This window comes from Saccharothrix ecbatanensis (assembly GCF_014205015.1).
GTDB lineage: Bacteria > Actinomycetota > Actinomycetes > Mycobacteriales > Pseudonocardiaceae > Actinosynnema > Actinosynnema ecbatanense.
Window position 1 is genome coordinate 1,682,937 of the sequence record NZ_JACHMO010000001.1, and the last position, 20,917, is coordinate 1,703,853.

The 20,917-nt window shown below is 70.5% G+C and carries 19 protein-coding genes; 11 read left to right on the plus strand and 8 right to left on the minus strand.

The genetic code is table 11. The annotated features are described in order from the left end of the window. Positions 1-6: 6 nt before the first annotated feature. A complete protein-coding gene (locus tag F4560_RS07425) occupies positions 7-585 on the minus strand; it encodes a hypothetical protein (protein ID WP_184917978.1) in 579 nt (192 codons plus the stop codon). A 177-nt stretch (positions 586-762) separates the two neighbouring features. Here F4560_RS07425 and F4560_RS07430 point away from each other — a divergent pair, with 177 nt between their 5' ends. The 3 genes from F4560_RS07430 to F4560_RS07440 all read left to right on the plus strand — a co-directional run bounded on the left by F4560_RS07430 (position 763) and on the right by F4560_RS07440 (position 3,098). Next, entirely contained in the window at positions 763-1,326 is a 564-nt protein-coding gene (locus F4560_RS07430) for a sigma-70 family RNA polymerase sigma factor (RefSeq protein ID WP_081915624.1), read from the plus strand. Positions 1,327-1,329: 3 nt separating this feature from the next. Beyond that, complete coding sequence (locus tag F4560_RS07435) at positions 1,330-2,061, plus strand: anti-sigma factor family protein (RefSeq protein ID WP_184917981.1); 732 nt, start codon at positions 1,330-1,332, stop codon at positions 2,059-2,061. A gap of 125 nt (positions 2,062-2,186) precedes the next feature. After that, positions 2,187-3,098 carry an NAD(P)-dependent oxidoreductase gene (locus tag F4560_RS07440; protein ID WP_221484071.1) on the plus strand — a complete coding sequence of 304 codons (912 nt, stop codon included), beginning with the start codon at positions 2,187-2,189 and terminating at the stop codon, positions 3,096-3,098. Here F4560_RS07440 and F4560_RS07445 read toward each other — a convergent pair. Together F4560_RS07445 and F4560_RS43435 are read right to left on the minus strand one after the other, a co-directional pair. Next, complete coding sequence (locus F4560_RS07445) at positions 3,051-3,395, minus strand: DUF742 domain-containing protein (RefSeq protein ID WP_184917987.1); 345 nt, start codon at positions 3,393-3,395, stop codon at positions 3,051-3,053. The two genes, F4560_RS07440 and F4560_RS07445, sit on opposite strands and share 48 nt — an antisense overlap. Positions 3,396-3,692: 297 nt before the next feature. Next, on the minus strand, positions 3,693-4,388 hold the full coding sequence (locus tag F4560_RS43435; RefSeq protein ID WP_221483379.1) for an eCIS core domain-containing protein: 696 nt from the start codon (positions 4,386-4,388) through the stop codon (positions 3,693-3,695). A gap of 409 nt (positions 4,389-4,797) precedes the next feature. Here F4560_RS43435 and F4560_RS07460 point away from each other — a divergent pair, with 409 nt between their 5' ends. Together F4560_RS07460 and F4560_RS07465 are read left to right on the plus strand one after the other, a co-directional pair. Then, positions 4,798-5,556 (plus strand): ABC transporter ATP-binding protein, encoded by a 759-nt coding sequence (locus tag F4560_RS07460; protein WP_184917990.1) that lies wholly within the window; start codon positions 4,798-4,800, stop codon positions 5,554-5,556. Continuing rightward, on the plus strand, positions 5,556-8,096 hold the full coding sequence (locus F4560_RS07465; protein WP_184917993.1) for an ABC transporter permease: 2,541 nt from the start codon (positions 5,556-5,558) through the stop codon (positions 8,094-8,096). Before F4560_RS07460 ends, F4560_RS07465 begins: the two co-directional genes overlap by 1 nt. Before the next feature lie 146 nt (positions 8,097-8,242). On the opposite strand, the gene F4560_RS07470 is transcribed toward F4560_RS07465, so the two are convergent. From F4560_RS07470 to bdeA, 4 genes are all read right to left on the minus strand, one after another. Next, entirely contained in the window at positions 8,243-9,280 is a 1,038-nt protein-coding gene (locus F4560_RS07470; RefSeq protein WP_184917997.1) for a family 2 encapsulin nanocompartment cargo protein polyprenyl transferase, read from the minus strand. Positions 9,281-9,384: 104 nt separating this feature from the next. Continuing rightward, positions 9,385-10,794 carry a family 2B encapsulin nanocompartment shell protein gene (locus F4560_RS07475; RefSeq protein ID WP_184918000.1) on the minus strand — a complete coding sequence of 470 codons (1,410 nt, stop codon included), beginning with the start codon at positions 10,792-10,794 and terminating at the stop codon, positions 9,385-9,387. 31 nt (positions 10,795-10,825) lie between these two features. Beyond that, the gene (locus F4560_RS07480) at positions 10,826-12,232 is read right to left on the minus strand and encodes a family 2B encapsulin nanocompartment shell protein (RefSeq protein WP_184918003.1); all 1,407 of its coding nucleotides are present in this window, start codon (positions 12,230-12,232) and stop codon (positions 10,826-10,828) included. 317 nt (positions 12,233-12,549) lie between these two features. Further along, positions 12,550-13,416, minus strand: a complete 867-nt coding sequence (gene bdeA, locus F4560_RS07485; protein WP_184918005.1) for a bis(hydroxyethyl) terephthalate hydrolase — start codon at positions 13,414-13,416, stop codon at positions 12,550-12,552. A 170-nt stretch (positions 13,417-13,586) separates the two neighbouring features. Here bdeA and F4560_RS07490 point away from each other — a divergent pair, with 170 nt between their 5' ends. The 4 genes from F4560_RS07490 to F4560_RS07505 all read left to right on the plus strand — a co-directional run bounded on the left by F4560_RS07490 (position 13,587) and on the right by F4560_RS07505 (position 18,491). Beyond that, positions 13,587-16,079, plus strand: a complete 2,493-nt coding sequence (locus F4560_RS07490; RefSeq protein WP_184918008.1) for a helix-turn-helix domain-containing protein — start codon at positions 13,587-13,589, stop codon at positions 16,077-16,079. Between the two features lie 32 nt (positions 16,080-16,111). Beyond that, positions 16,112-16,528, plus strand: a complete 417-nt coding sequence (locus F4560_RS07495; RefSeq protein WP_184918011.1) for an acyl-CoA thioesterase — start codon at positions 16,112-16,114, stop codon at positions 16,526-16,528. Continuing rightward, entirely contained in the window at positions 16,525-17,619 is a 1,095-nt protein-coding gene (locus F4560_RS07500) for a zinc-binding dehydrogenase (RefSeq protein WP_184918014.1), read from the plus strand. Before F4560_RS07495 ends, F4560_RS07500 begins: the two co-directional genes overlap by 4 nt. Before the next feature lie 86 nt (positions 17,620-17,705). Continuing rightward, positions 17,706-18,491: a cyclase family protein gene (locus F4560_RS07505; RefSeq protein ID WP_312868741.1), complete on the plus strand. Its 786-nt coding sequence runs from the start codon at positions 17,706-17,708 to the stop codon at positions 18,489-18,491. 123 nt (positions 18,492-18,614) lie between these two features. On the opposite strand, the gene F4560_RS07510 is transcribed toward F4560_RS07505, so the two are convergent. Next, positions 18,615-18,938, minus strand: coding sequence for a hypothetical protein (locus F4560_RS07510; protein WP_184918017.1), 324 nt, complete (start codon positions 18,936-18,938; stop codon positions 18,615-18,617). Positions 18,939-19,288: 350 nt separating this feature from the next. Between F4560_RS07510 and F4560_RS07515 the strand changes: the two genes are divergently transcribed. Both F4560_RS07515 and F4560_RS07520 read left to right on the plus strand, forming a co-directional pair. Then, a complete protein-coding gene (locus F4560_RS07515) occupies positions 19,289-19,927 on the plus strand; it encodes a RhiA family protein (RefSeq protein WP_184918019.1) in 639 nt (212 codons plus the stop codon). A gap of 244 nt (positions 19,928-20,171) precedes the next feature. Continuing rightward, entirely contained in the window at positions 20,172-20,744 is a 573-nt protein-coding gene (locus tag F4560_RS07520) for a hypothetical protein (RefSeq protein WP_184918022.1), read from the plus strand. Positions 20,745-20,917 lie beyond the last annotated feature (173 nt).

The following is a 20,917-nucleotide window of genomic DNA, read 5'->3' on the forward strand; positions in this document are numbered from 1 at the left end:
CTCGTCCTAGTAGCCGTCGCCGGTGGACGGTCGACCGGGCGCCGCGCCGTCCTCGGCCTGCGCCTTCTTGCCCTCGGGCGTCACCGCGAACCACGTGCCGCCCTTGCCCTGACCGGTCAGGTCGCCCGCCTTCTTGTCGCCCGTGTGCCGGTAGAGCGGCCAACCGGCCAACGTAACCTGCTTCTTGCCGTCCGCGCGGGCCACCGACCCGACCAGCGTCGGGTCCACCCCGGACGTCATCGTGTGCTCGCCGACCAGCACCGGCGGCCACGACTTCAGGCACTCGTCGTCGCAAGTGGACTTCGGTGGTTTCGCGGAATCCTTGTCGTAGCGGTACAGCGCGAAGCCGCCCGCGTCCGCGACGAACCAGCCGACCTGCCTCGACTCGGTCGCCGAGAGCATCTGGTGCGGCTCCTTGCCGAATTCCGGCGCCTGTTGGACAGTCGTCGGACCGGATCCGGCGCCGGCCGCGCCACTCCGGCTCGCGGCGGTGTCGATCGCGGTCGCGCCACAGGCGCTGACCAGCATCAACGCCGCCGCTGCCGGAACCAGCAGCAACGCCTCGCGGGTACGTCGACTTCGCATCGTTGGTCCTTTCTCCGGCCGGCTGGTCCGCCGAAAGGACCAGCGGACCGGTAACCGGGGCCGTGCCATTGCGGCGGATACCGGGAAGTACGGACACGATGCGATGACGGTTCACCAACAAATCAACGACATTTTTTGTCCGGAAACCCTCGACGCGGAACCCGTCGGCGCGCTTGGATGCTCGGCGTGGCGCGGCACAGACGCAGCACTTCCCCCCAAAGTGATCACGGTTGGCCGGACTTGAGTCTGGAAGACGAGCTGATCCGCAGGCTCTACCAGGAGTTCGGCAGCGCGCTGCTCGGACATGCCATGAGGCTGACCGGCAGCGACCGGCAGTGGGCCGAGGACATCGTCCAGGAGACGCTCGTGCGGGCGTGGCGCAACGCCGAGAAGCTGGAGCGGGACCCGGTCCTGCTGCGCTCCTGGCTGTTCACCGTCGCCCGGCGACTGGTCATCGACGACCGTCGCAAGAGGAGCGTCCGACCGCAGGAGTCGGAGTTGACGCCGTCCGACGAGGCGCCGCAGCGGGACGAAGCGGACCGCACGCTGGCGGCGATCGTCGTCGCCGAGGCGATGAACGGACTGACGGAGGAACACCGGGAGGCTATTCTCGAGACATATCTGAGGGATCGAACGGTCGGGGAAGCCGCGGCGGTGCTCGGGGTGCCGCCCGGAACGGTGAAGTCCAGGGTGTATTACGCGCTTCGCGCCCTGCGGCGTGCGTTGCAGGATCGGGGCTGACAGGTGACTTCGCTGCCGAACCACATCGATGTGGCGGCGTACGTCCTCGGTGTCCTCGACGAGGACGAGGTCGACGCGTTCGAGAACCACTTGGCCCAGTGCCGTCGATGTGCGCTCGACCTGCGCGATTTCGCCGAACTGCCCGATCTGCTGGACGAGGCCGACGCCAACGGCATGCTGCGCGCCAACACGGGGGAGCGGCCCGACGGCCGTTCGGTGCGGGCGATGCTCGACTCGGTCTCGGAGACAAGGGCGCGCAAGCGCCGCAACCTGGCGCTGTTGACTGCCGCCGCCGCCACGTTGCTCGTCGTGCTGACCGCGGTCGTGTCGGTGAACGCCGCCTCACCGTCCGACCCGGTCGCCGCCTCGTCGACGCCGTCGGCGCCGGCTCCGTCGTACGTGGCGAAGGGCGCCCCCGACGGAGCCGGCGCCATCGCCCGCACCGACCCCTCGACCGGCGTGAACGCCCGGCTCTCCGCCAGCCCCGAGCCGTGGGGCACGTCGGTGGAGGTCGAGGTGAAGGGCGTGAAAGGCCCCACCCGCTGCGAGCTGATCGCGAAGTCGCGGGCCGGTGAGTCGATGGTGATCGGCTCGTGGCTGGTGACGGCGTCCGGCGCGGGCAAGGACCCGGTGACCCTCCGCGCCGCCGTCGGCATGCGGTGGCACGACATCGCCGAGTTCACCATCCGCGACACCAAGGAAGGCGCGACCCTGGTCCGCCTACCCACCTCCTAACCCGTGAGTCCTACGCTCAGAACCCGTGAGTCCTACGTTCGGAACGCGTGAGTTCAACGCTCAGAACACGCGAGTCCGCCGGTGGGCACTGCGAGTCACGCGTTCGGGCGGGCGATGAGGAGGTACTGGTGGACGTCGGTTTCGTCGGTCTCGGCACCATGGGTCAGCCGATGGCTCTCAACCTGGCCAAGTCCGGCCGGCCGCTGGTGGTGTGGAACCGGTCGCCGCACCGGACCGAACCGCTGCGGGACGTCGGCGCACGGGTCGCGGCGACACCGGCCGAGGTCTTCGCCGACGCCGAGGTCGTCATCCTCATGCTCTCCGACGAGGTCGCGATCGACGAGGTCCTGGACCGCGGCACGCCCCGGTTCGCGGACCACGTCCGAGGCCGCACGATCGTCACCATGGGCACGACGGCAGCGGACTACTCGCACGCCCTGGCCGCCGACGTCCACGCCGCCGGCGGTGACTACGTCGAAGCACCCGTCTCGGGCTCACGCGGTCCGGCGGAGGCCGGGGAACTGGTCGCCATGCTCGCCGGCACGCCCGAAGCCGTGGCACGGGTACGCGAGGTGGTCGCGCCGATGTGCGCGGACGTGGTCGACTGCGGCCGGATCCCCAACGCCCTGCTGATGAAGCTGTCGGTGAACCTGTTCCTGATCACCATGGCCACCGGCCTGGCCGAGGCCTTCCACTTCGCCGAACGCCACGACCTCGACCGACGCACGTTCGTCGACGTCCTCGACGCGGGTCCCATGGCCAGCAAGGTGTCCCGCACCAAGGCCGCGAAGCTCCTCGCCGCCGACTACGAGGTCCAGGCCTCCGCCCGTGACGTGCTCAAGAACAACCAGCTCATCGCGGACGCCGCCCGCGCCGCAGGTGTCGCGTCACCGCTGCTGGACGTGTGCCTGTCCCTCTTCACCCGCACGGTCGAGCTGGGCCACGGCCAAGTCGACATGGCCGCCGTCGTCCACGCGATCAGGGACCGCTCAGATGTTGCGCAACCCCATGAGGACCCGTTCCATCAGGTCCAGTGACGGCCGGCCCCGGTCGTCGATCGCACCGTCCTCGTGAACGTTGATCAGGCTCATGTCGGACATATCCGCCAACAACACCCGGACAACGCCGAGTGGAAGTCGCAGTGTCGCGGCGACTTCCGCCACGGAATGCGGATTCCGGCACAGATCACTGATGATGCGGTGTTCCGCGGTCGACGTGAGGGCGTCTCTCGCCGCCTGTTCGTTCGTCGTCACGATGGTTTCGATGGCCAGCGTCGTCGCGGAACGCGTGCGACCGCCCGTTCTGGTGTAGGGACGCACCCGGAGGGTCGACACACCAGCTCCTAACAGCGGTCGGCGTTGATCTTGGCAGCGCGTTGTCGGAGGCGCTGACGCCGGTAGACCCTACGAGTCGGCACGCCTCCTGTCTCGGTTTTCCCGACATGTGGGACGATTTCGACGTCACCGCGACGGTCCGTGCCTGATCGTTTCCGGGCGGTGTTCGAGGCTGTGGAGAGCCTGTGCGCAGGCATCGGATGATCGGCCCGCTTCACCCTCCGTTCGCCGGGCGTTCGGCTCCGGGGCGCCTGGGACTGCTCGTTCCGGGCGTCTGCCGGCCGCAGCGCATCAGGATTAGTCGGCGTAGAAACTCCTCCGGAGATTGAGAATTCTAATCGCCTCCGCCTTTCGCTCCTCGATGTCGCTGAACTGGCTCACGTGGGCCGCCATCGCGGCCGGGTCTTGCACGCTCAGCAGGAACTCGGCCAACTCCGTCTTCTCCATGTGCATCCGTTGCGTGGGCGTCACACCGCGCTTGAGGTAGACCTCCTGCTCGCTGTCCTCGGGCAGCGCGGCGATGTGGTCCTCGGCGCTGAGCTGCGGAGGTTGCTCCTGCAGGTCGAACCGCCGCCCGGCCGGTTCTTCTTCCTCCTCCATCCGCTGCACGGGCGCGTGGGAGGTGTTCGCCACCGATCGCGCGACGACGACGGCGGGGGCGGTCGTCTCACGCGCGGCGTAGGCGTCGCCATCCCGCTCCGCCACCCGTTCGGAGTGCTGCCCCGGATCGGTGACGGTCACCCCCGCGCCGTTGCTGTGCCCTGTCTCGGGCAGGCCCTTGAGGTTCTTGTCGACGTGGCTGAGCTCGTGCCCGATCAGCCTCTGATCGCCGGTGGTGCCGGCGCCCAAGAAGATGTGGTTGCCGACCGTCATGGCCTGCGCGCCCATCGCCGCAGTGGCGCGCTGGGCCACTGCATCGCGGTGGACGCGAGCGGAGGAGAGCCTGTCGTTCTGGTAGAACGCCTCCGCCTTCGACACCACCGACGCGGGCAACGGCTCGCTCGGCGAGCGCAGCGCGGCGGCCTGCAGGGCGCGATCTCGCCCTGCAGGGCGAGCAGGCGTTGCACGGTCGTCACAGCGGGCGCGGGTGTCGCACGCGGCTGTCGGGGAGCCTGCCCCTCACCCGTCTTGGCGTGCCCGTCACGGATCAGCCCCATGTGCCCTCCTTCGGCGATCGGAAGCGAACCGACCACTCACGCTCGTACGGAAGATCACCGCGTTCCCATGCGCGCGAGGGCACATTCGCAGCCCCGACAGGCACCCGCGCCGCGCCGCCCCGAGCACGACCCAGGGATCACCCCGACCCGATCCCGGGGTCATTCCCGACGCGCCACCGTCCTCCCGTCCGCCACATTTGCCCGGAGTGGACGGCGAGCGCCGTCGGACAAAGGGGTGGAGATCGGTGAAGGGCAACGTGGAGTCGGCCGCCAGGGCGGTTGACGTGTGGAAGTCCTACGGCACGGGGGAGGCCGCGGTCACCGCGTTAGCCGGGGTGAGCGTCGAGTTCGACCGCGGCAGGTTCACCGCGATCATGGGGCCGTCCGGGTCGGGCAAGTCGACCCTGATGCACTGCCTCGCCGGGCTGGACACGATCGACTCCGGTGACGTGTGGATCGGCGACACGAAGGTGAACGGCCTGCGCGACAAGGGACTCACCGAGCTGCGGCGCAGCCAGGTCGGGTTCATCTTCCAGCAGTTCAACCTGCTGCCGACGCTCACCGCGGAGGAGAACATCACGCTGCCGCTGGCCATCGGCGGCCAGAAGGTCGATCGTGCCTGGTTCGACACGGTCATCGACACGGTCGGACTGCGCGATCGCCTCACGCACCGGCCGACGCAGCTGTCCGGCGGTCAGCAGCAACGCGTGGCGTGCGCCCGTGCCCTGGTCGCACGGCCGGACGTGGTGTTCGCGGACGAGCCGACCGGCAACCTGGACTCGCGGTCCGGCGCCGAGGTGCTGGGCTTCCTCCAGCGCTCGGCCCGTGACTTCAACCAGACGGTCGTCATGGTCACGCACGACCCGAACGCCGCCTCGTACGCGGACCGGGTGATCTTCCTGGCCGACGGTCACATCGTGCGCGAGCTGCACGACCCCACCGCCGCGGCCGTGCTGGACACGATGAAGGTCCTCGACGGCGACGACCGGCTGGTCGTGGCGTGATGTTGAAGGCGACGCTCAAGAGCGTGCTGGCGCGCAAGCTGCGGCTGGTCCTGTCGGGACTGGCCGTGGTGCTCGGCGTGATGTTCGTGTCCGGCTCGTTCGTGCTGACCGACACGCTGGACCGCTCGTTCAAGGACCTGTTCGCCACCGCGTACTCCGAAGTGGACGTCGAGGTCGCGGTCAAGTCGAAGGTCGGCGAGGTCGACCCCGATGCCGCCCGCGCCGGCACCCTGACCGCCGCGGACATCAAGACCGTCGAGTCCGTGGACGGCGTGCGCACGGCAGTCGGCGACGTGGTCGGCTCGGCCCGTCCCATCGGCGAGAACGGCAAGGTCCTCACCACGTCCGGCGCGCCGCGGCTGGGCATGGCGTGGCGTGACACCGGCCAGGAGGAGATCCGGGAGGGTCACGCGCCGCAGCGGGACGACGAGGTGGTGATCAACGCCTACCTCGCCGAGACGGGCGGGTTCCAGGTCGGCGAGCAGCTGTCCGTGCTCACCCTGGAGCCGAAGCGGACGTTCACCGTCGCCGGGATCTTCGGCTACCCCGGCGACCGCGGCTCCCTCGGCGGCGAGCTGACCACCGCGTTCACCGAGGCCACCGCCCAACAGCTGCTCCTCGGCACGCCCGGCGCGTACAGCGGCATCACGGTGCGTGCGGACGAAGGCGTGTCGCAGACCGCGCTGCGCGACCGCGTCCAGGCCGAGTTCGGCGACGCGTACCAGGTGAAGACCGGCGAGCAGTTGGCCAAGGAGTCGGCCGACGAGATCGGCGAGGGCCTGGCGTTCTTCAACTACGTGCTGCTCGGCTTCGCCGGCATCGCCCTGTTCGTCGGCATCTTCATCATTCTCAACACGTTTTCCATCATCGTCGCGCAGCGGACCCGGGAACTGGCGCTGCTGCGGGCGATGGGCGCAAGCCGACGGCAGATGATCGCCTCCGTGGTGGTCGAGGCGGTGGTGATCGGCCTGATCGCGTCCGTGGTCGGGCTCGGCGCGGGCATCGGCGTCGGTGCGCTGCTGGCGAACCTGTTCAGCACGGTCGGCGGCGGGAGCCTGGAGCTCGCGGGCATCTCGGTGCCCCCGTCGGCGATCATCTCGTCGTTCGCGGTCGGCCTCGTCGTGACCGTCCTGGCGGCCTTGCTGCCCGCCGTGCGCGCCTCCCGCATCCCGCCCGTGGCGGCACTGCGCGAAGCCGCCACCCCGGACCGGCCGCTCACCCGGCTGACCGTCGCGGGCGGCGTGCTGTCCCTGGCGGGCGGCGGTCTGCTCGGCCTCGGGTTCGCCGACGGGACGCTGTGGCTGATCATGTCCGGGCTGCTGGTGTCGTTCATCGGCGTCGCGCTGCTCACGCCGCTGATCAGCCGGCCCGTGGTGTCGATGATCGGCAAGCTGCTCGCGTGGTCCATGCCGGGCACGCTCGGCCGGCGAAACTCGGCACGCAACCCGCGTCGCACCGCCATCACGGCCGCCGCGCTGATGGTCGGCATCTCCCTGATCACCGGCGTCAGCGTGGTGCTGACCTCGGCCACCACCAGCATCACCAAGGTCGCCGACACGCAGATCAAGGCCGACCTGATCATCTCCGGCGAGTCGTCGACCAACGGCCAGGCCAGTGGCACGTTCGCGGCCGACCGGATGGACCGGATCGTCGGCACGCCCGGCGTGGAGACGGCGTTCGGCTGGTACAGCGACGGCGTCCTGGTCGACGGGCAGCGCAAGTTCGGCACCGTGGTCACCGACGTGCACGCGATGGAACGCACCTTCGGGCTCAGCGCCACCGGCGGCACGGTCGCCGACCTCAAGGACGGCGAGATCGGCCTGGACGCCGTCGCGGCCACCGCGTTGAACCTCCAGCAGGGCAGCACGGCGACCGTGCAGACCACGAAGGGCGAGCAGCGCACCTACACGGTCGCGTTCGTGCTGGCCAAGAACAGGGTGCTCAACGATGCCCTGTTCCTGCCCCGTTCGGTGGCGGTCGAGTTCGCGCTGCCGCAGCTCAACACCGCGTTCATCAAGGCAGATCCGGGCGCGGACGTGGCTGATGTGCGCAAGCGCCTCGAACCGCTGTTCGCGGACAACCCCGAGGTCTCGGTGCAGGACCTCAGCTCCTACGTGCGGCAGCAGGCCGCGCAGCTCGACACGGTGCTGATGATGATCCAGATCCTGCTCGCCCTGGCCATCCTCATCGCGGTGCTCGGCGTGATCAACACGCTGGCGCTGTCGGTGGTCGAGCGGACCCGTGAGCTGGGGCTGCTGCGGGCGATCGGCATGCGCCGGGCCCAGGTGATGCGGATGATCACCGTCGAAGCGGTGGTGATCTCGGTGTTCGGCGCCCTGCTCGGCATCGTGGTGGGCACCGCGCTGGGTGTCGCGGCGGTCCAGGCGCTGAAGGACATGGGCATCACCGACCTCGGCATCCCGTGGGCGCAGCTCGGCAGCTACCTCCTGATCGCCGCCGGCGTCGGCGTGGTCGCGGCGATCCTGCCCGCGATCCGGGCCGCACGGCTCAACGTGTTGCAGTCCATCTCTTACGAGTGACAGTCCCGCACGAGTGACAGCGCCGCTGCCTCCGACCTCGCACGTGAGGTCGGAGGCAGCGGCTGCTGTCAGTGGCTGCTGTCAGTGGTCCCGATCGGTGGCTGCTGTCGGTGGTCCCGGTCGGTGGTCGCTGTCAGCGGTCCCGGTCAGTGGTCCCGGGCGGTGGCCAGGCGGGCGACGGCGTCCAGTTCGCGGGCCGCGCGTTCGGTCGGTTCCGCGGCACGCAGATGCTCCCGGGCACTCGCCAACAGGTCGTCCGCGCGGCCCTGGCTCCACTCGCGCGCGCCGGACAGGTCGATCAGCTCGGCCGCGCGCGCCAAGTCGGCCACGGTGAGCTGTTCGCTGCGGTAGAGCGAATCCAGCTCACGCGCCGCGGGGGTGTCGGAGGTCAGGGCGGCCACCACGGGCAGTGACTTCTTGCGGTTCTCCAGGTCCGAGTACACCGGCTTGCCGGTCACCTCCGGGTCACCCCAGATACCGAGCAGGTCGTCCACGAACTGGAACGCCAACCCGACCTGCTCGCCGAACGACCGCAGGTGCTCCACCTGGTCCGGCCGCCCGCCGCCGAACAACGCGCCCAACGCGCACGACGCGCCCAGCAGCGCAGCCGTCTTGCCCTCGGCCATCCGCACGCACTCCGTCAGCCGCACGTCGCCGCGTTCCTCGAACGCCAGATCCGCGGACTGACCGTCCAGCAGCCGCTGCACCGAGGCCGACACCATCCGGATCGCCTCACGCGCCTTCGGGTGACCACTGCCCGCCACCACGTCCAGTGCCAACGTCAGCAACGCGTCACCGGCCAGGATCGCCGGGTTCACGCCGAACACGTGCCAGGCCGTCGGACGGTGGCGCCGCGTCGTGTCACCGTCCATCACGTCGTCGTGCAGCAACGAGAAGTTGTGCACCAACTCCACCGCCACCGCGGCCGGCAGCGCGGTCTGCACCGCGCCGCCCACCGCCTGTGCCGCCAACAGCGCCAGCGCCGGCCGGATCGCCTTGCCCGGGTCCGCCCCCGTCGGCCGGCCTTCCTCGTCCCACCAACCGAAGTGGTAGCCCGCCACGGCCCGCATCGAGTCCGGCAGCCGGTCCACCGCCGTCCGCAACGCCGGGTCCACCCCGGCACGGCTCCAGCTCAGCACCTCGCGAGCGGATCTCTGGTCGGGGTCCACGCGCAGGTCGGTCATCACCACGACTCCTGTTCCGGGGATGTGCCCACGGCCCTGGGAGCGGGCACGCAGGGGAGGCGGCAGCCGGGCAGAGGGCCCGGCTGCCGTCGACTCCGATGTGGTCAGGACCGGCCGATCTCCACGTTCTCCAGGATCCCGAGCGCGTCCGGCACCAGCACGGCCACCGAGTAGTAGGCGCTGACCAGGTACGAGATGATCGCCTTCTCGTTGATGCCCATGAACCGCACGTTCAGGCTCGGCTGCACCTCGTCCGGGATGCCCGGCTGGTGCAGGGCGATCACGCCGTTGTCCTGCTCGCCGATCCGCATGGCCAGGATCGAGCTGGTGCCCTGAGGCGTGATCGGGATCTTGTCCGACGGCAGCAACGGGATGCCCCGCCACGTGGTGACCTGCGTGCCCTCCACATCGGCCGTGCCGGGGTACACGCCGCGCTTGCTGGCCTCCCGGCCGAACGCGGCGATCGTGCGCGGGTGGGCCAGCATGAACGCCGTCTTGCGCCGCCGCGACACCAGCTCGTCCAGGTCGTCCGGGGTCGGCGGACCGGTGCGGGTGTGGATGCGCTGCTTCAGGTCGGCGTTGTGCAGCAGACCGATCCGGCGGTTGTTGAGCATCTCGTGCTCCTGGCGCTCGCGCAGGGCCTCGATGGTCAGCCGCAACTGCTGCTCGGTCTGGTTCATCGGCTTGTTGTAGAGATCGGAGACGCGGGTGTGCACCCGCAGCACGGTCTGCGCGACCTCCAGCTCGTACTCGCGCGGCGACAGCTCGTAGTCCACGAACGTCGTCGGCAGGTCCGGCTCGCCGTCGTGGCCGGAGGCGATCTCGATCTCCGCCTCACCGTGCTTGTTCTGCGGCTTGCCCGCGTCGCCCAGCACCGACGCGATGTGCTCGCGCAGCGCCTCGGCGTGGCCGTTCAGCTCCTGCACCGACCGCCACGGCAGCACCAGGACCGTCACCGGGGTGACCGCCTTGACGGTGAACTCCCACGTGGTGTCACCGCCCGTCAGCACCTCGTCGCCGAAGCGCTCGCCGTCGGCCATGGTGTCCAGCACGGTCTGGTCGCCGTACTCGCCCTGGCCGATCTTGTTCACCTTGCCGTGCGCGATGAGGTAGATCTCTTCGGCCGGACGACCCGACTCGACCAGGAGGTCGCCGGGCTGGAACTCGCGCTGCCGGAACCGGCTCGCCAACGCGGCCAGCACCTCGTCGTCCGGGAAGTCGCGCAGCAGGGGCAGCTCGCGCAGCTCCTGCGGGATCACCCGGATCTCGGCGCCGGTGCTGGTGAAGCTCACCCGCCCGTCGCCGAGCGCGTAGGTGAGTCGGCGGTTGACCCGGTAGGTGCCTGCCTGGGTGGTGACCCAGGGCAACTTGCGCAACAGCCACCGGGGCGAGATGCCCTGCATCTGCGGGGTGGACTTGGTGGTGCTGGCCAGGTTCCGCGCGCTCGCGGTGCTCAGGCTCTGGCGCTGCTGCTCGGCCTCTTCGGGAGCGAGGCCGGGGTCTGTCACGGTCACTTCAGCTGCCCAATCTGGTCGGTGGACTCACTCAGTCTTCGCGGCCGATTTCGACGTGTTCCAGCACGCCGACCGCGTCCGGCACGAGGATCGCGGTCGAGTAGTAGGCGCTGACGAGGTACGAGATGATCGCCTTCTCGCTGATGCCCATGAACCGCACCGACAGCCCGGGCTGGTACTCGTCCGGCAGGCCCGTCTGGTGCAGGCCGATGACGCCCTGGTTCTGCTCGCCCGCCCGCAGCAGCATGATCGAGCTGGTGCGGGTCTTGCTCACCGCGATCTTGTTGCACGGCAGCACGGGCACGCCGCGCCACGCTGGCACGTGGTGCCCGTTGAAGTCGATGGTGGACGGGTAGATCCCGCGCTTGGTGCACTCACGGGCGAACGCCGCGATGACCCGCGGGTTGGCGAGGAATGCCGTCGGCTCCTTCCAGACGGTGGCCAGCAGGTCGTCCATGTCGTCCGGGGTGGGCGGGCCGCTGCGGGTGTGGATGCGCTGCTTGAGGTCCGCGCTGTTCAGCAGGCCGAACTCGCGGTTGTTGACCATCTCGTGCTCCTGGCGTTCGCGCAGGGCCTCGATGGTCAGCCGCAACTGCTGCTCGACCTGGTCCATCGGCTGGTTGTAGAGGTCCGCGACGCGGCTGTGCACCCGCAGCACGGTCTGCGCGACGCTCAGCTCCAGTTCGCGCGGCGCGGCCTCGTAGTCGACGAACGTGCCGGGCAGGTCCGGTTCGCCCTCGTGGCCGGACGCGATGTCGATCTCGGCCTCGCCGTAGGCGTTCGACCGCCCGTTCCCGCTGGCGAACGCGTGCTGGATGTGCTCCCGCAGCCCGCCGGCCTCGCCGTTGAGCCGCTCGAACACCTCCCACGGCAGGATCAGGGCGATCACCGGCGTCACGGCCTTGATGGTGAAGTCCCACTCGCCCTGGGGGCCGGCGAGCACCTGGCCGCCGAAGTGGTCGCCGTCGGCGAGGGTGCCGATCACGGTGTGGTCGCCGTACTCGCCCTTGCCGATCTTGTTCACCTTGCCGTGCGCGATCAGGTAGACCGTGTCCTGCGGGCGGCCTTCCTCGACCAGCACGTCGCCCGGCTGGAACTCGCGCTGCTGGAAGCGGTCGGCGAGCGCGGTCAGCGCCTCGACTTCCTCGAAACCGCGCAGCAGCGGGAGTTCGGTCAGCTCCAGCGGGATGACCCGCACGTCCGCGCCGATGTTGGTGAACGTCACCCGGCCGTCGCCGACCTCGTAGCTGAGCCTGCGGTTGACCCGGAAGGCACCGCCCTTGGCCTCCACCCACGGCAGGATCTTGAGCAGCCACCGGGAGGTGATGCCCTGCATCTGGGGCACGGACTTGGTCGTCGTCGCCAAATTGCGCGCCGCCGCCGTGCCGAGGCTGAGCCGAGGTCGCTCGGTGTCCAAGTCCGAATCGGTCACAGTCACCGCATCACACCGCCAATCGGATTCCGTCGAGTAGTCCGTGTCGACGGTAGTGACTCCGAATGCCTTACCGGAAGCGGCTGATGTGAGTACACCCCTGAGGGTCAATCGGCCCTGTGATGTGCACAGACGGTGCGGATTGCGGGGCTTGCGAGTAATAACGGGTGATCTTGTGTGGCTTTAGTGGAGGCATTCGCCGTGGCCGCGAATTCGCCTCTCGTCTCGGTGGACGGCCTTTCACCGGAACGTGCACTTGACAAAGTTCACGTGGAACGGGCGTGACGCCGCGATTGGTCGCGGCGCCACGCCCGGGTATCGGATCAGACGGAGTGCGGGCAGGTGTCCCGGTACTCCTCGATCAGCGTGCTGCGACCCGGTGCGGGGCACAGGAACTGCTCGTAGCGGGTGTCGTTGTCGATGAACCGCTTGAGCCACGCGATGCTGTACTTCGCGATCGTCGTGTTCGACGAGTTGGGTGCGAAGTGGTCCGCGCCGTTCAGCTCCAGGTACGCCTTGTCCAAAGTGGACGGCAGCGAGGTGTAGAACGGCTCGGAGTGCGACGACACGGACGCGACCGAGTCGTTCTCGGCGCCGACCACGAGGGTCGGCACGCGGACGCTGCCCCAGCTCTTGTCGGTGTGCCACGCGGTCAGCGGGATGGCCGCCTGGAGGGCGGGGCGGCGTTCGGCGGCGCGCAGGGTGCCGCCGCCTCCCATCGAGTGCCCCATGACGCCGAGCCGGGTCGCGTCGATCCGGCTGCGCACCGAGCTGCTCTGGGTCAGGTAGTCCAGGGCGGCCAGCAGCTGGGTCGCCCGGCTGTCGGGCTGGTCGTAGCGGCTGTTGGTGTCGATGGTGAACACCACGAAGCCCTGTGACGCGATGCGCGGGCCGAGCCAGGCCATGCTGGACTGGCTCGCGGTGTAGCCCGGGGACACGGCGATGGCGCCGAAGGTGCCCTCGGACGTGCTGGTCGGGTAGTAGATCGTGCCGCCGCCGAAGCCGGAAACGGACCAGGAGGACACCGTGGTGGACGCCGTGGCGAACGGGCCGCGGGTCGCCTCGATGCTGGAGTTGGTCGGCGCCGGACCGCGTCGGTACTCGACCTCGGCGGACGCCGGCGGCGTCACGCCGACCAGGGACAGGGCCAGCGCGGGGATCAGCGCGGGGATCAGTTTGCGGAGTTGCACGTCGGTGTACACCTCGCTTGGCAGGGAACTACGGACAGCGATGACCTTGCGCCACCCGGTGAGCACTCCGCATCGGTGCAACCACCGGTCCGGGGACGAAAACTAACGCTGGTAGATAATTTCCGCCGCACCCCTTCCGCCCGGCCTCGATCTCCGGCCAGACTGGCCGCATGCTGCGCGGACGTGACCGGCAGCGCGTCGCCGTAGACGCGTTGCTAGCCCGCGCCCGTGCCGGTCACGGCGGGGCGCTGGTGCTGCGTGGCGCGGCCGGGTCGGGCAAGACCGCGATGCTCGCCGCCGCGCGGGCGGCCGCCACGACCACGGACCGCGAGGTGCTGCTGTGCGTGGACGACGCCCACCTCCTGGAGGACACCGACTGGCTGGTGGAACTCGCCGCGAACGTCGCCGACGAGCCGGTGGCCCTGCTGATCGCCACCGAGGCCGAACCGCACGGCCTGCCGTGGGTGCGGCTGGACCCGCTCGACCACGCCGACAGCCTCCGCGTGCTGCGCGAACTCCGTCCGGGCCTGGCCCCCGGTCTCGCCGACGACGTCGCCGACCTGGCCCGCGGCAACCCGCTCGCGCTCACCGAACTGGCCCGCGCGCTCACGTCCGACCAGCTCGGCGGCACCGCGCCCGGACCCGACGCGCTGCCCGAGGACAGCTCGCTGCGCGCTCGCTTCGGCGCCCGGTTCGGCGCGCTGTCACCGCAGGCCAGGTTCGCGACCGCGCTGTGCGTCGTGGACGACGAGGTGGACGCGGACGCGCTGGCCCGGATGCCGGACCTCGACCTGGCCGCGATCGAGGAGGCGAACGCGCTGCTCGACGGCGGGCCGCTGGTCCGGTCCGCGCTGCGCACCGAGATCCCGCTGGCCCTCCGCTACGCCGCGCACGCCGCGTTGGCCGAGGCGTTGCCGCCCGGTCCCCGTCGCACGTGGCACGAGGCCGCCAGGGCGCCCGGCGCGCGCGACGCGTTCGCCGACCGGCTGGTCGACTCGGCGAACCGGGCCCGGCGCTGCGGCGACTACCCGGCCGCGGCCCGCGACCACGACCGCGCCGCCGCGTTGACCGCCGACCCGGACGCCAGGGCCCGCCACCTGATCGCCGCCGCCACCGACCACTGGGCGTCCGGCGCACCTCGTCGGGCCCGCGTCGCCCTGCGCACGGCCGCCCGGCTGACCGACAGCGACGAACTGCGGGCACGCGCCGAAGTGCTGCGCGGCGGGCTCGACCTGGGCAACGGCCTGCCGGACGTCGCGGTGCGCCGGCTGCTGCACGCGGCGGGCGAACTCGTCGGCACGCACCGCACGCTGGCCATCACCGCGCTCGGCTTCGCCGGGGAGGCGGCCAGCATCGCGGGCGACCACGTCCGGTACGCGGAGACCGCCGCGTTCGCCGCGAGCCTGCGCCGCCCCGACGAGCCGGACGAAACCCGGATCACGCTGGACCACCTCGCCGGCATGGCGGCCACGTTCGCCGGGCGGCATCACGAGGCCCTGCCCGTGCTGCGGTCCGTGGTGGAGCTGGCCGAACGCGTGCCGCACCCGCAGGCGAAGATCTGGGGCGGCCAGGCCGCCTACACCCTGGGTGACGCGACCAGGGCGCACGAGCTGGCGACGAGCGCGGTGACGGCGGCGCACGAGCACGGGCTGACCGCGTTGGTGCCGTGGGCGCTGGTGTACCGGGCGTTGTCCGCGATGCTGCTCGACCAGCACTCGGTGGCGTCGGCCGCGGCGTTCGAGGGGGTGCACGCGGCCACCGCGATCGGCCAGCACAACGCCGTGGTCGACCACCTCACGATCCTGGCGCTGCTCGCCGCGCTGCGCGGTGACACCGACACGGCGGTGCACCGCATCGAAGCCGCCGCCGAGCAGATCGCGGAACGCGGGCTCGGCCGTTCCGGCGCGTTCGGCGCGTGGGCGTTCGCCTGCGTGGACCTCGCGCTGGACCGGCCGGCCGACGCGCTGGACCGGCTCCGGCTGATGGCCGCCGGGTCGGGCGGCGTGCACACCGGCATCAAGGTGATGGCCGCACCGCACGTCGTGGAGGCCGCCGTCGGCTGCGGGCAGCTGTCTACTGCGGACCGGGCGTTGCGGCGGTACGAGAAGTGGGTGGGCACCACCGGCAGCGCGGCACGTCTCGCGTTGTCGCACCGCTGCCACGGCCTGCTCACCGAAGGCGTCCGCTCGGACGAGCACTTCCGCGAGGCGATCCGGCTGCACCGGGTCAGCGGCACCGCCATGGAACTGGCCAAGACCGAGCTGTTCTACGGCCACCGGCTGCGGCGCGACCGCAAACCGCGTGCCGCGCGGGACCTCCTGCGTGACGCGGTGAAGATCTTCCAGCGCTACGAGGCCGACCGGTGGGTCGCGCGGGCACGGGCCGAGCTGCGCGCGGCGGGTGAAGCCGTCGGACCGTCCCAGGCGGACCGGACCGCCGACCGTGCCGCGAACCGCGCCGCCGGCCGCGCCGACGTCGACCCGACCGCCGGACTGACCCCGCAGCAGGCGCAGATCGCCCGCCTGGTCGCCGAGGGCGCGACCAACCGCGAGGTCGCCGCGCGGCTGTTCCTGAGCCACCGCACCGTCGAGCACCACCTGCGCAACATCTTCGCCAGGCTCGAAGTGCGGTCCCGGGTCGAGCTCACCAGGATGCTCGACTGACTCAGGAGGTTTGGTGGCGCCCAGGATGTTGTATGCGTAAGGACTACCGGCACTGGCAGCGGATTCCGACCAGGTGGCACGACAACGACGTGTACGGGCACGTGAACAACGTCGTGCACTACGCCTTCATGGACACCGTGATCAACACATGGCTGATCACGGAGGGCGGGTTGGACATCCACCGCGGTCCGGCGATCGGGCTGTGCGTGGAGTCCCACTGCAACTACCGCTCGTCCGTCGCGTTCCCGGAGGCCGTCGACGCGGGCCTGCGGATCGGGCACCTCGGCCGCTCCAGCGTCCGCTACGAGATCGGCTTCTACCCCGAAGGGCGGGACGACGTGGTCGCGGAAGGGCACTTCGTGCACGTGTTCACCGACCGTTCGACCCGCAAGCCGGTAGCCATCCCGGCCGACCTGCGTGCCGCGATGGAAGGGCTGGTGGTGGCGTGAAGGGCGCGGTGCTGACGGAGGTCGGCGGTCCGCTCCAGGTGCTCGACCTGGAGCTCGACCCGCCCGGTCCCGGTGAGGTGCTGGTGCGGGTGCGCGCCACCGGGTTGTGCCACTCGGACCTGTCGGTGATCGACGGCTCCCGGATCCGGCCGCTGCCCATGCTGCTCGGCCACGAGGCCGCGGGCGAGGTGGTGGAGACCGGGCCGGGCACGTCGGACTTTGCCGTCGGCGACCACGTGGTGCTGTCGTTCGTGCCCGCGTGCGGGTCGTGCCGGCGGTGCGTGTCCGGGCGGCAGGCGTTGTGCGAGCCGGGTGCGGCGGCGAACCGCGAGGGCACGCTGTTGAGCGGTGCGCGGCGGCTCCGGCTGCCCGACGGCACGCGTCCGCACCACCACCTCGGGGTGTCCGGGTTCGCCGAGTACGCCGTGGTGTCGGAGAAATCTGCCACGCTCGTGCCCGCCGACCTGCCGTTCGAGATCGCCGCCCTGTTCGGTTGCGCGGTGCTCACCGGCGCCGGCGCGGCGTTCTACAGCGCGGCCGTCACGCCGGGGGACCGGGTCGCGGTGTTCGGGCTCGGCGGTGTGGGGCTGGCCGCGTTGCTGGCGGCACGGGCGGCCGGCGCGTCGCAGATCGTCGCGGTGGACGTGGTGGAGCACAAGCGCGCGTTGGCGCGGAAGCTCGGCGCCACGCACGACGTGGCCGGCGGACCGGACGCCGTCGCGGAGGTGCGCTCGGTGACGGGTGGTGGCGCGGACAAGGTCATCGACACGACCGGCGTCGCGGCCGTGCTGGAGCAGGCGTACCTGGCCACCTGCGCGGGCGGCACGACGGTGACCGTGGGCCTGCCGCACCCGGACCGGACCATCTCGCTGCCCGCGTTGAGCCTGGTCGCCGAGGAACGGACGTTGAAGGGCAGCTACCTCGGCTCCTGCGTGCCGCGGCGGGACGTGCCGAGGTTCGTCGACCTGTACCGGGCCGGGCAGCTGCCCGTGCACGAACTGTTGTCAGGACGGCTCACGTTGGAGGAGATCAACACCGGTTTCACCCGTTTGGCCGCAGGAGAAGCCGTCCGCCAGGTTGTCGTTTTGTGATCACCGAGCCTGTACCGTTGCCCGGATCGAGTGACGGCTAGGCAGAGGAGTGGTCGGCGGTGCGGAGACGGTCGATGCTCGCGGGTGTGGCTACGGCAGTGGGCGGAATGATCGCGGGCGGTGGTTCGGTGGGCGCGGCGGGGCGTTCGGGCCCGTTGGGGCTGGGCGACTACCGGTTGGTGAACCTGGCGCACGTCAACGACCCGGACCGGACCAACGTCTACCCGGGCGACCCGGAGTTCACGCTGACCACCGTGACCACGGTCCCGGAGCACGGGTTCTACCTCCAGTACGTGTCGCAGGGCGAGCACACGGGCACGCACTGGGGCGCGCCCGCGCACTTCAACGACGACCAGCCGTACGCCGACGAGCTGGACGCCGAAGACCTGTTCCTGCCCGCCGTGAAGATCGACGTGCGGGAGCAGGCCGCGCGGAACGCGGACTACGAGGTCACCATCGCGGACCTCCAGCGGTGGGAGAGGCAGCACGGCCGCATCCCGAACGAGGCCGCGGTGGTGCTGTGGACGGGGTGGGAGCAGCGGTGGGGCACCCCCGAGTTCTTCAACTTCGACGCCTCGGGGCAGATGCACCAGCCCGGGTTCTCGCTCGCGGCCGTGCAGTGGCTGGTCGACACCGGTCGTCTCGGCCGCCGTGGCGCGCTGGGCACGGACACGTTCAGCCCGGAGCCCGCGACCGACGTCGAGTACCGGGTGTCGAAGCTGCTGTACCGGGAGCACCGGATCAGCCTGGAGATCCTGGCGAACCTGGCGCAGCTGCCCGAGCAGGGCGCGCACATCCTGGTCGGCGGCACGGTCAACCGCCGCGGCTCCGGCTCGCCCGCGAGCATCTACGCCTTCGTGCCCAAGCGGTGACGACGGCGGCGTGACCGCGGACCGGATCCGCTCAGGGCACGCCGCCACCTCTTCCGTCACCCGCCAGACCGTCAGGGGTCACCCGTAGGCGGTTCCGGCTGCGGTGTTGCGTTACGCGTTGCGTCACCCGTGCCCGGGCGACACGTCGGACAGGCGCCCACCCAGTTCCCGCAGCCGCTCCGCGATGTCCACAGTGGCCTCGATCAGGTCGGTCAGGGACACCCCGGGCTCCACCGGCGTCCAGCCGCGGGCGAGGAAGTGGATGACCTCGGCGTGGTCCCGCAGCTCCCGAGCGAGCGCCTCCACCTGGCCGGGCAGCGCCACGGCCGACCGCTCGGCGACCTTCCTGGCCCGGAACGCGCGTTGCCGGCACGCCGACGAGCAGTACCGGCGGGGTCTGCCGGTGGTCCGCGCCGGGAACTCCTGCCGACACTGCTCGCAATTCAATTCGCGCGACTTTCGTTTCGGGCCGCCTGCGTTTTCACGTTACGAAAAGGCGTGCCCGGCGCTCCCGGGAAGCCAAGTCAGGTGAATGCGACGTCGACGTATCGAGTGAAGGCCGGTCCCTTGACGCCCTGCGCTCGGCGGCGTGTACTTGTTTCGACGGACGGACCGGAAAAGCGAATATCCACAAGTTCGCGAATCCGCTGACCGGACATCCGTCGGGAACGGGCGAACGCGGTGTCGTCGACCGGCCCGCGACCGATCACACCGCGACCGATCACACCACGCCCGACCATTCCTCGCCCTGGTGTGAATTTATCCGAGTTTTCTCCTTGTGAAGGAGTTGTCCTGCCATGCCAACGAAGTACTCCCTGACGGTTCGCAATGAATCTACCCAGTTCCAGGACCTCTGCGTGTACCAGGAGCCGGTGGACCTCGGCGTGCGCAACGCCATGTCCCTCGCCTGGCTGACCGCGCCGGCCTGGCCGCACACGACCGTGACCTTCGAGTGGTCGCTCGACTACTGCTTCGCCTGGTCCTACACCGGCACGTTGAAGCCGGGCACGCGGTTCCGGGCGCAGCAGGTCCAGCAGGCCAACCCGCAGGACCTGACCTCGAACCAGGTCCTGTTCGACTACGCCGACGGCGCCCACCGGTTCGTTCCTGGCAAGGCGTTCGGCATCCCCGAGCTCGGCAACCTCTACATCAGGGAGTTGCCGACCGTGCCGGCGGACGGCGCGGCGGTCGGCATCGGCATGTCGAACTCCGGCGTGTTCGCGGTGCAGGCGCAGCCCAACGAGAACCTCGTCTTCAGCCCGCACCCCAGCTACTGGCTGACCGCGGGCACGTTCGCGCACGGCGAGGTGCTCGACATCGAGCAGATCAGCAACTCGGTGGAGTTGCAGTACAACGCGGGCTTCCAGATGACCGCGGTGCTGAACCCCGACAACACGTGGACGGTCAACTCCGGCACGCAGTCGATCGCGGCCTGATCACCCCGGGTCGACCCGCTCCCCGGTCGACCACGTGACCCGTGCGCCGGACGTCCCCTCCGGCGCACCGCGAGGACGACGGGGTCGAGGTCCGCAGGGCGCCCACGACCCGCCCCGCTCGACACCCCGGGTGCCCCCACCACACCGGCCCGTCGTCCCGGGCGCGGAGCGCGCACTTCCCCGGCGCGCTCCGCGCCCCCTCCCGAGCGCATTCCGTTCTGTTCTCCCCCTCCAGGAGTCCACCATGGCTTACAACACCATCGGCCCGGTCGACGTCGTCAAGGCCGTTGTCGAATGGATCCAAGCGGACCAGCCGACGATCGACACCCTCTCGGTGTTCGCGGGCGGCTGGGAAGGCTGGGCCCGCAACCAGTTCGCGCTGTGGCTGCAAAACCAGCTCAGGCTGCGGCTGCGGAACAACAATCCACTCGATGTCCTGACGGAAGCCAACTACATTCCGACCGGCGAGGGCGCGGTCCCGGTTTTCGAGAACGCCCAGGCGCGCGCGGACCTCGTGTTCAATGCGCTCAGCCCGGCCGTCGCGGACACCGCGCCGGTCATCATCACGGAGTTGAAGTGCCAGTCGCCGAAACAGACTTGGACCTCTTTCCGGTCCGGGCTGAGCCGTGACGTCACCAAGCTGTACGGCGTCAACCCCGACGTCGACGACGCGTTCGGCCCGGAGAACGTGATGGTGCTGTCGCTGGGCATCTGCTTCAACGAACCCGGCTTCCGCCCCGCGGCGGGCTACCGGGTCGAGAGCGCCGGACGCCAGTACGCCGTGCAGTGGTGGGCGGACCCCGATCTGCTCGGCTGACCCGGTCACGCGGGGGTGGCCGGGCCGCCGGACCGACCGCCCCCGCCGGCCGCCGGACCGACCGCCCCCGCCGGCCGCCGCCGCCGCCGACCGCCGCCGACCGCCGCCGACCGCCGCCGCCGACCGACCGCCGCCGCCGACCGACCGACCGCCGCCGCCGACCGACCGCCGCC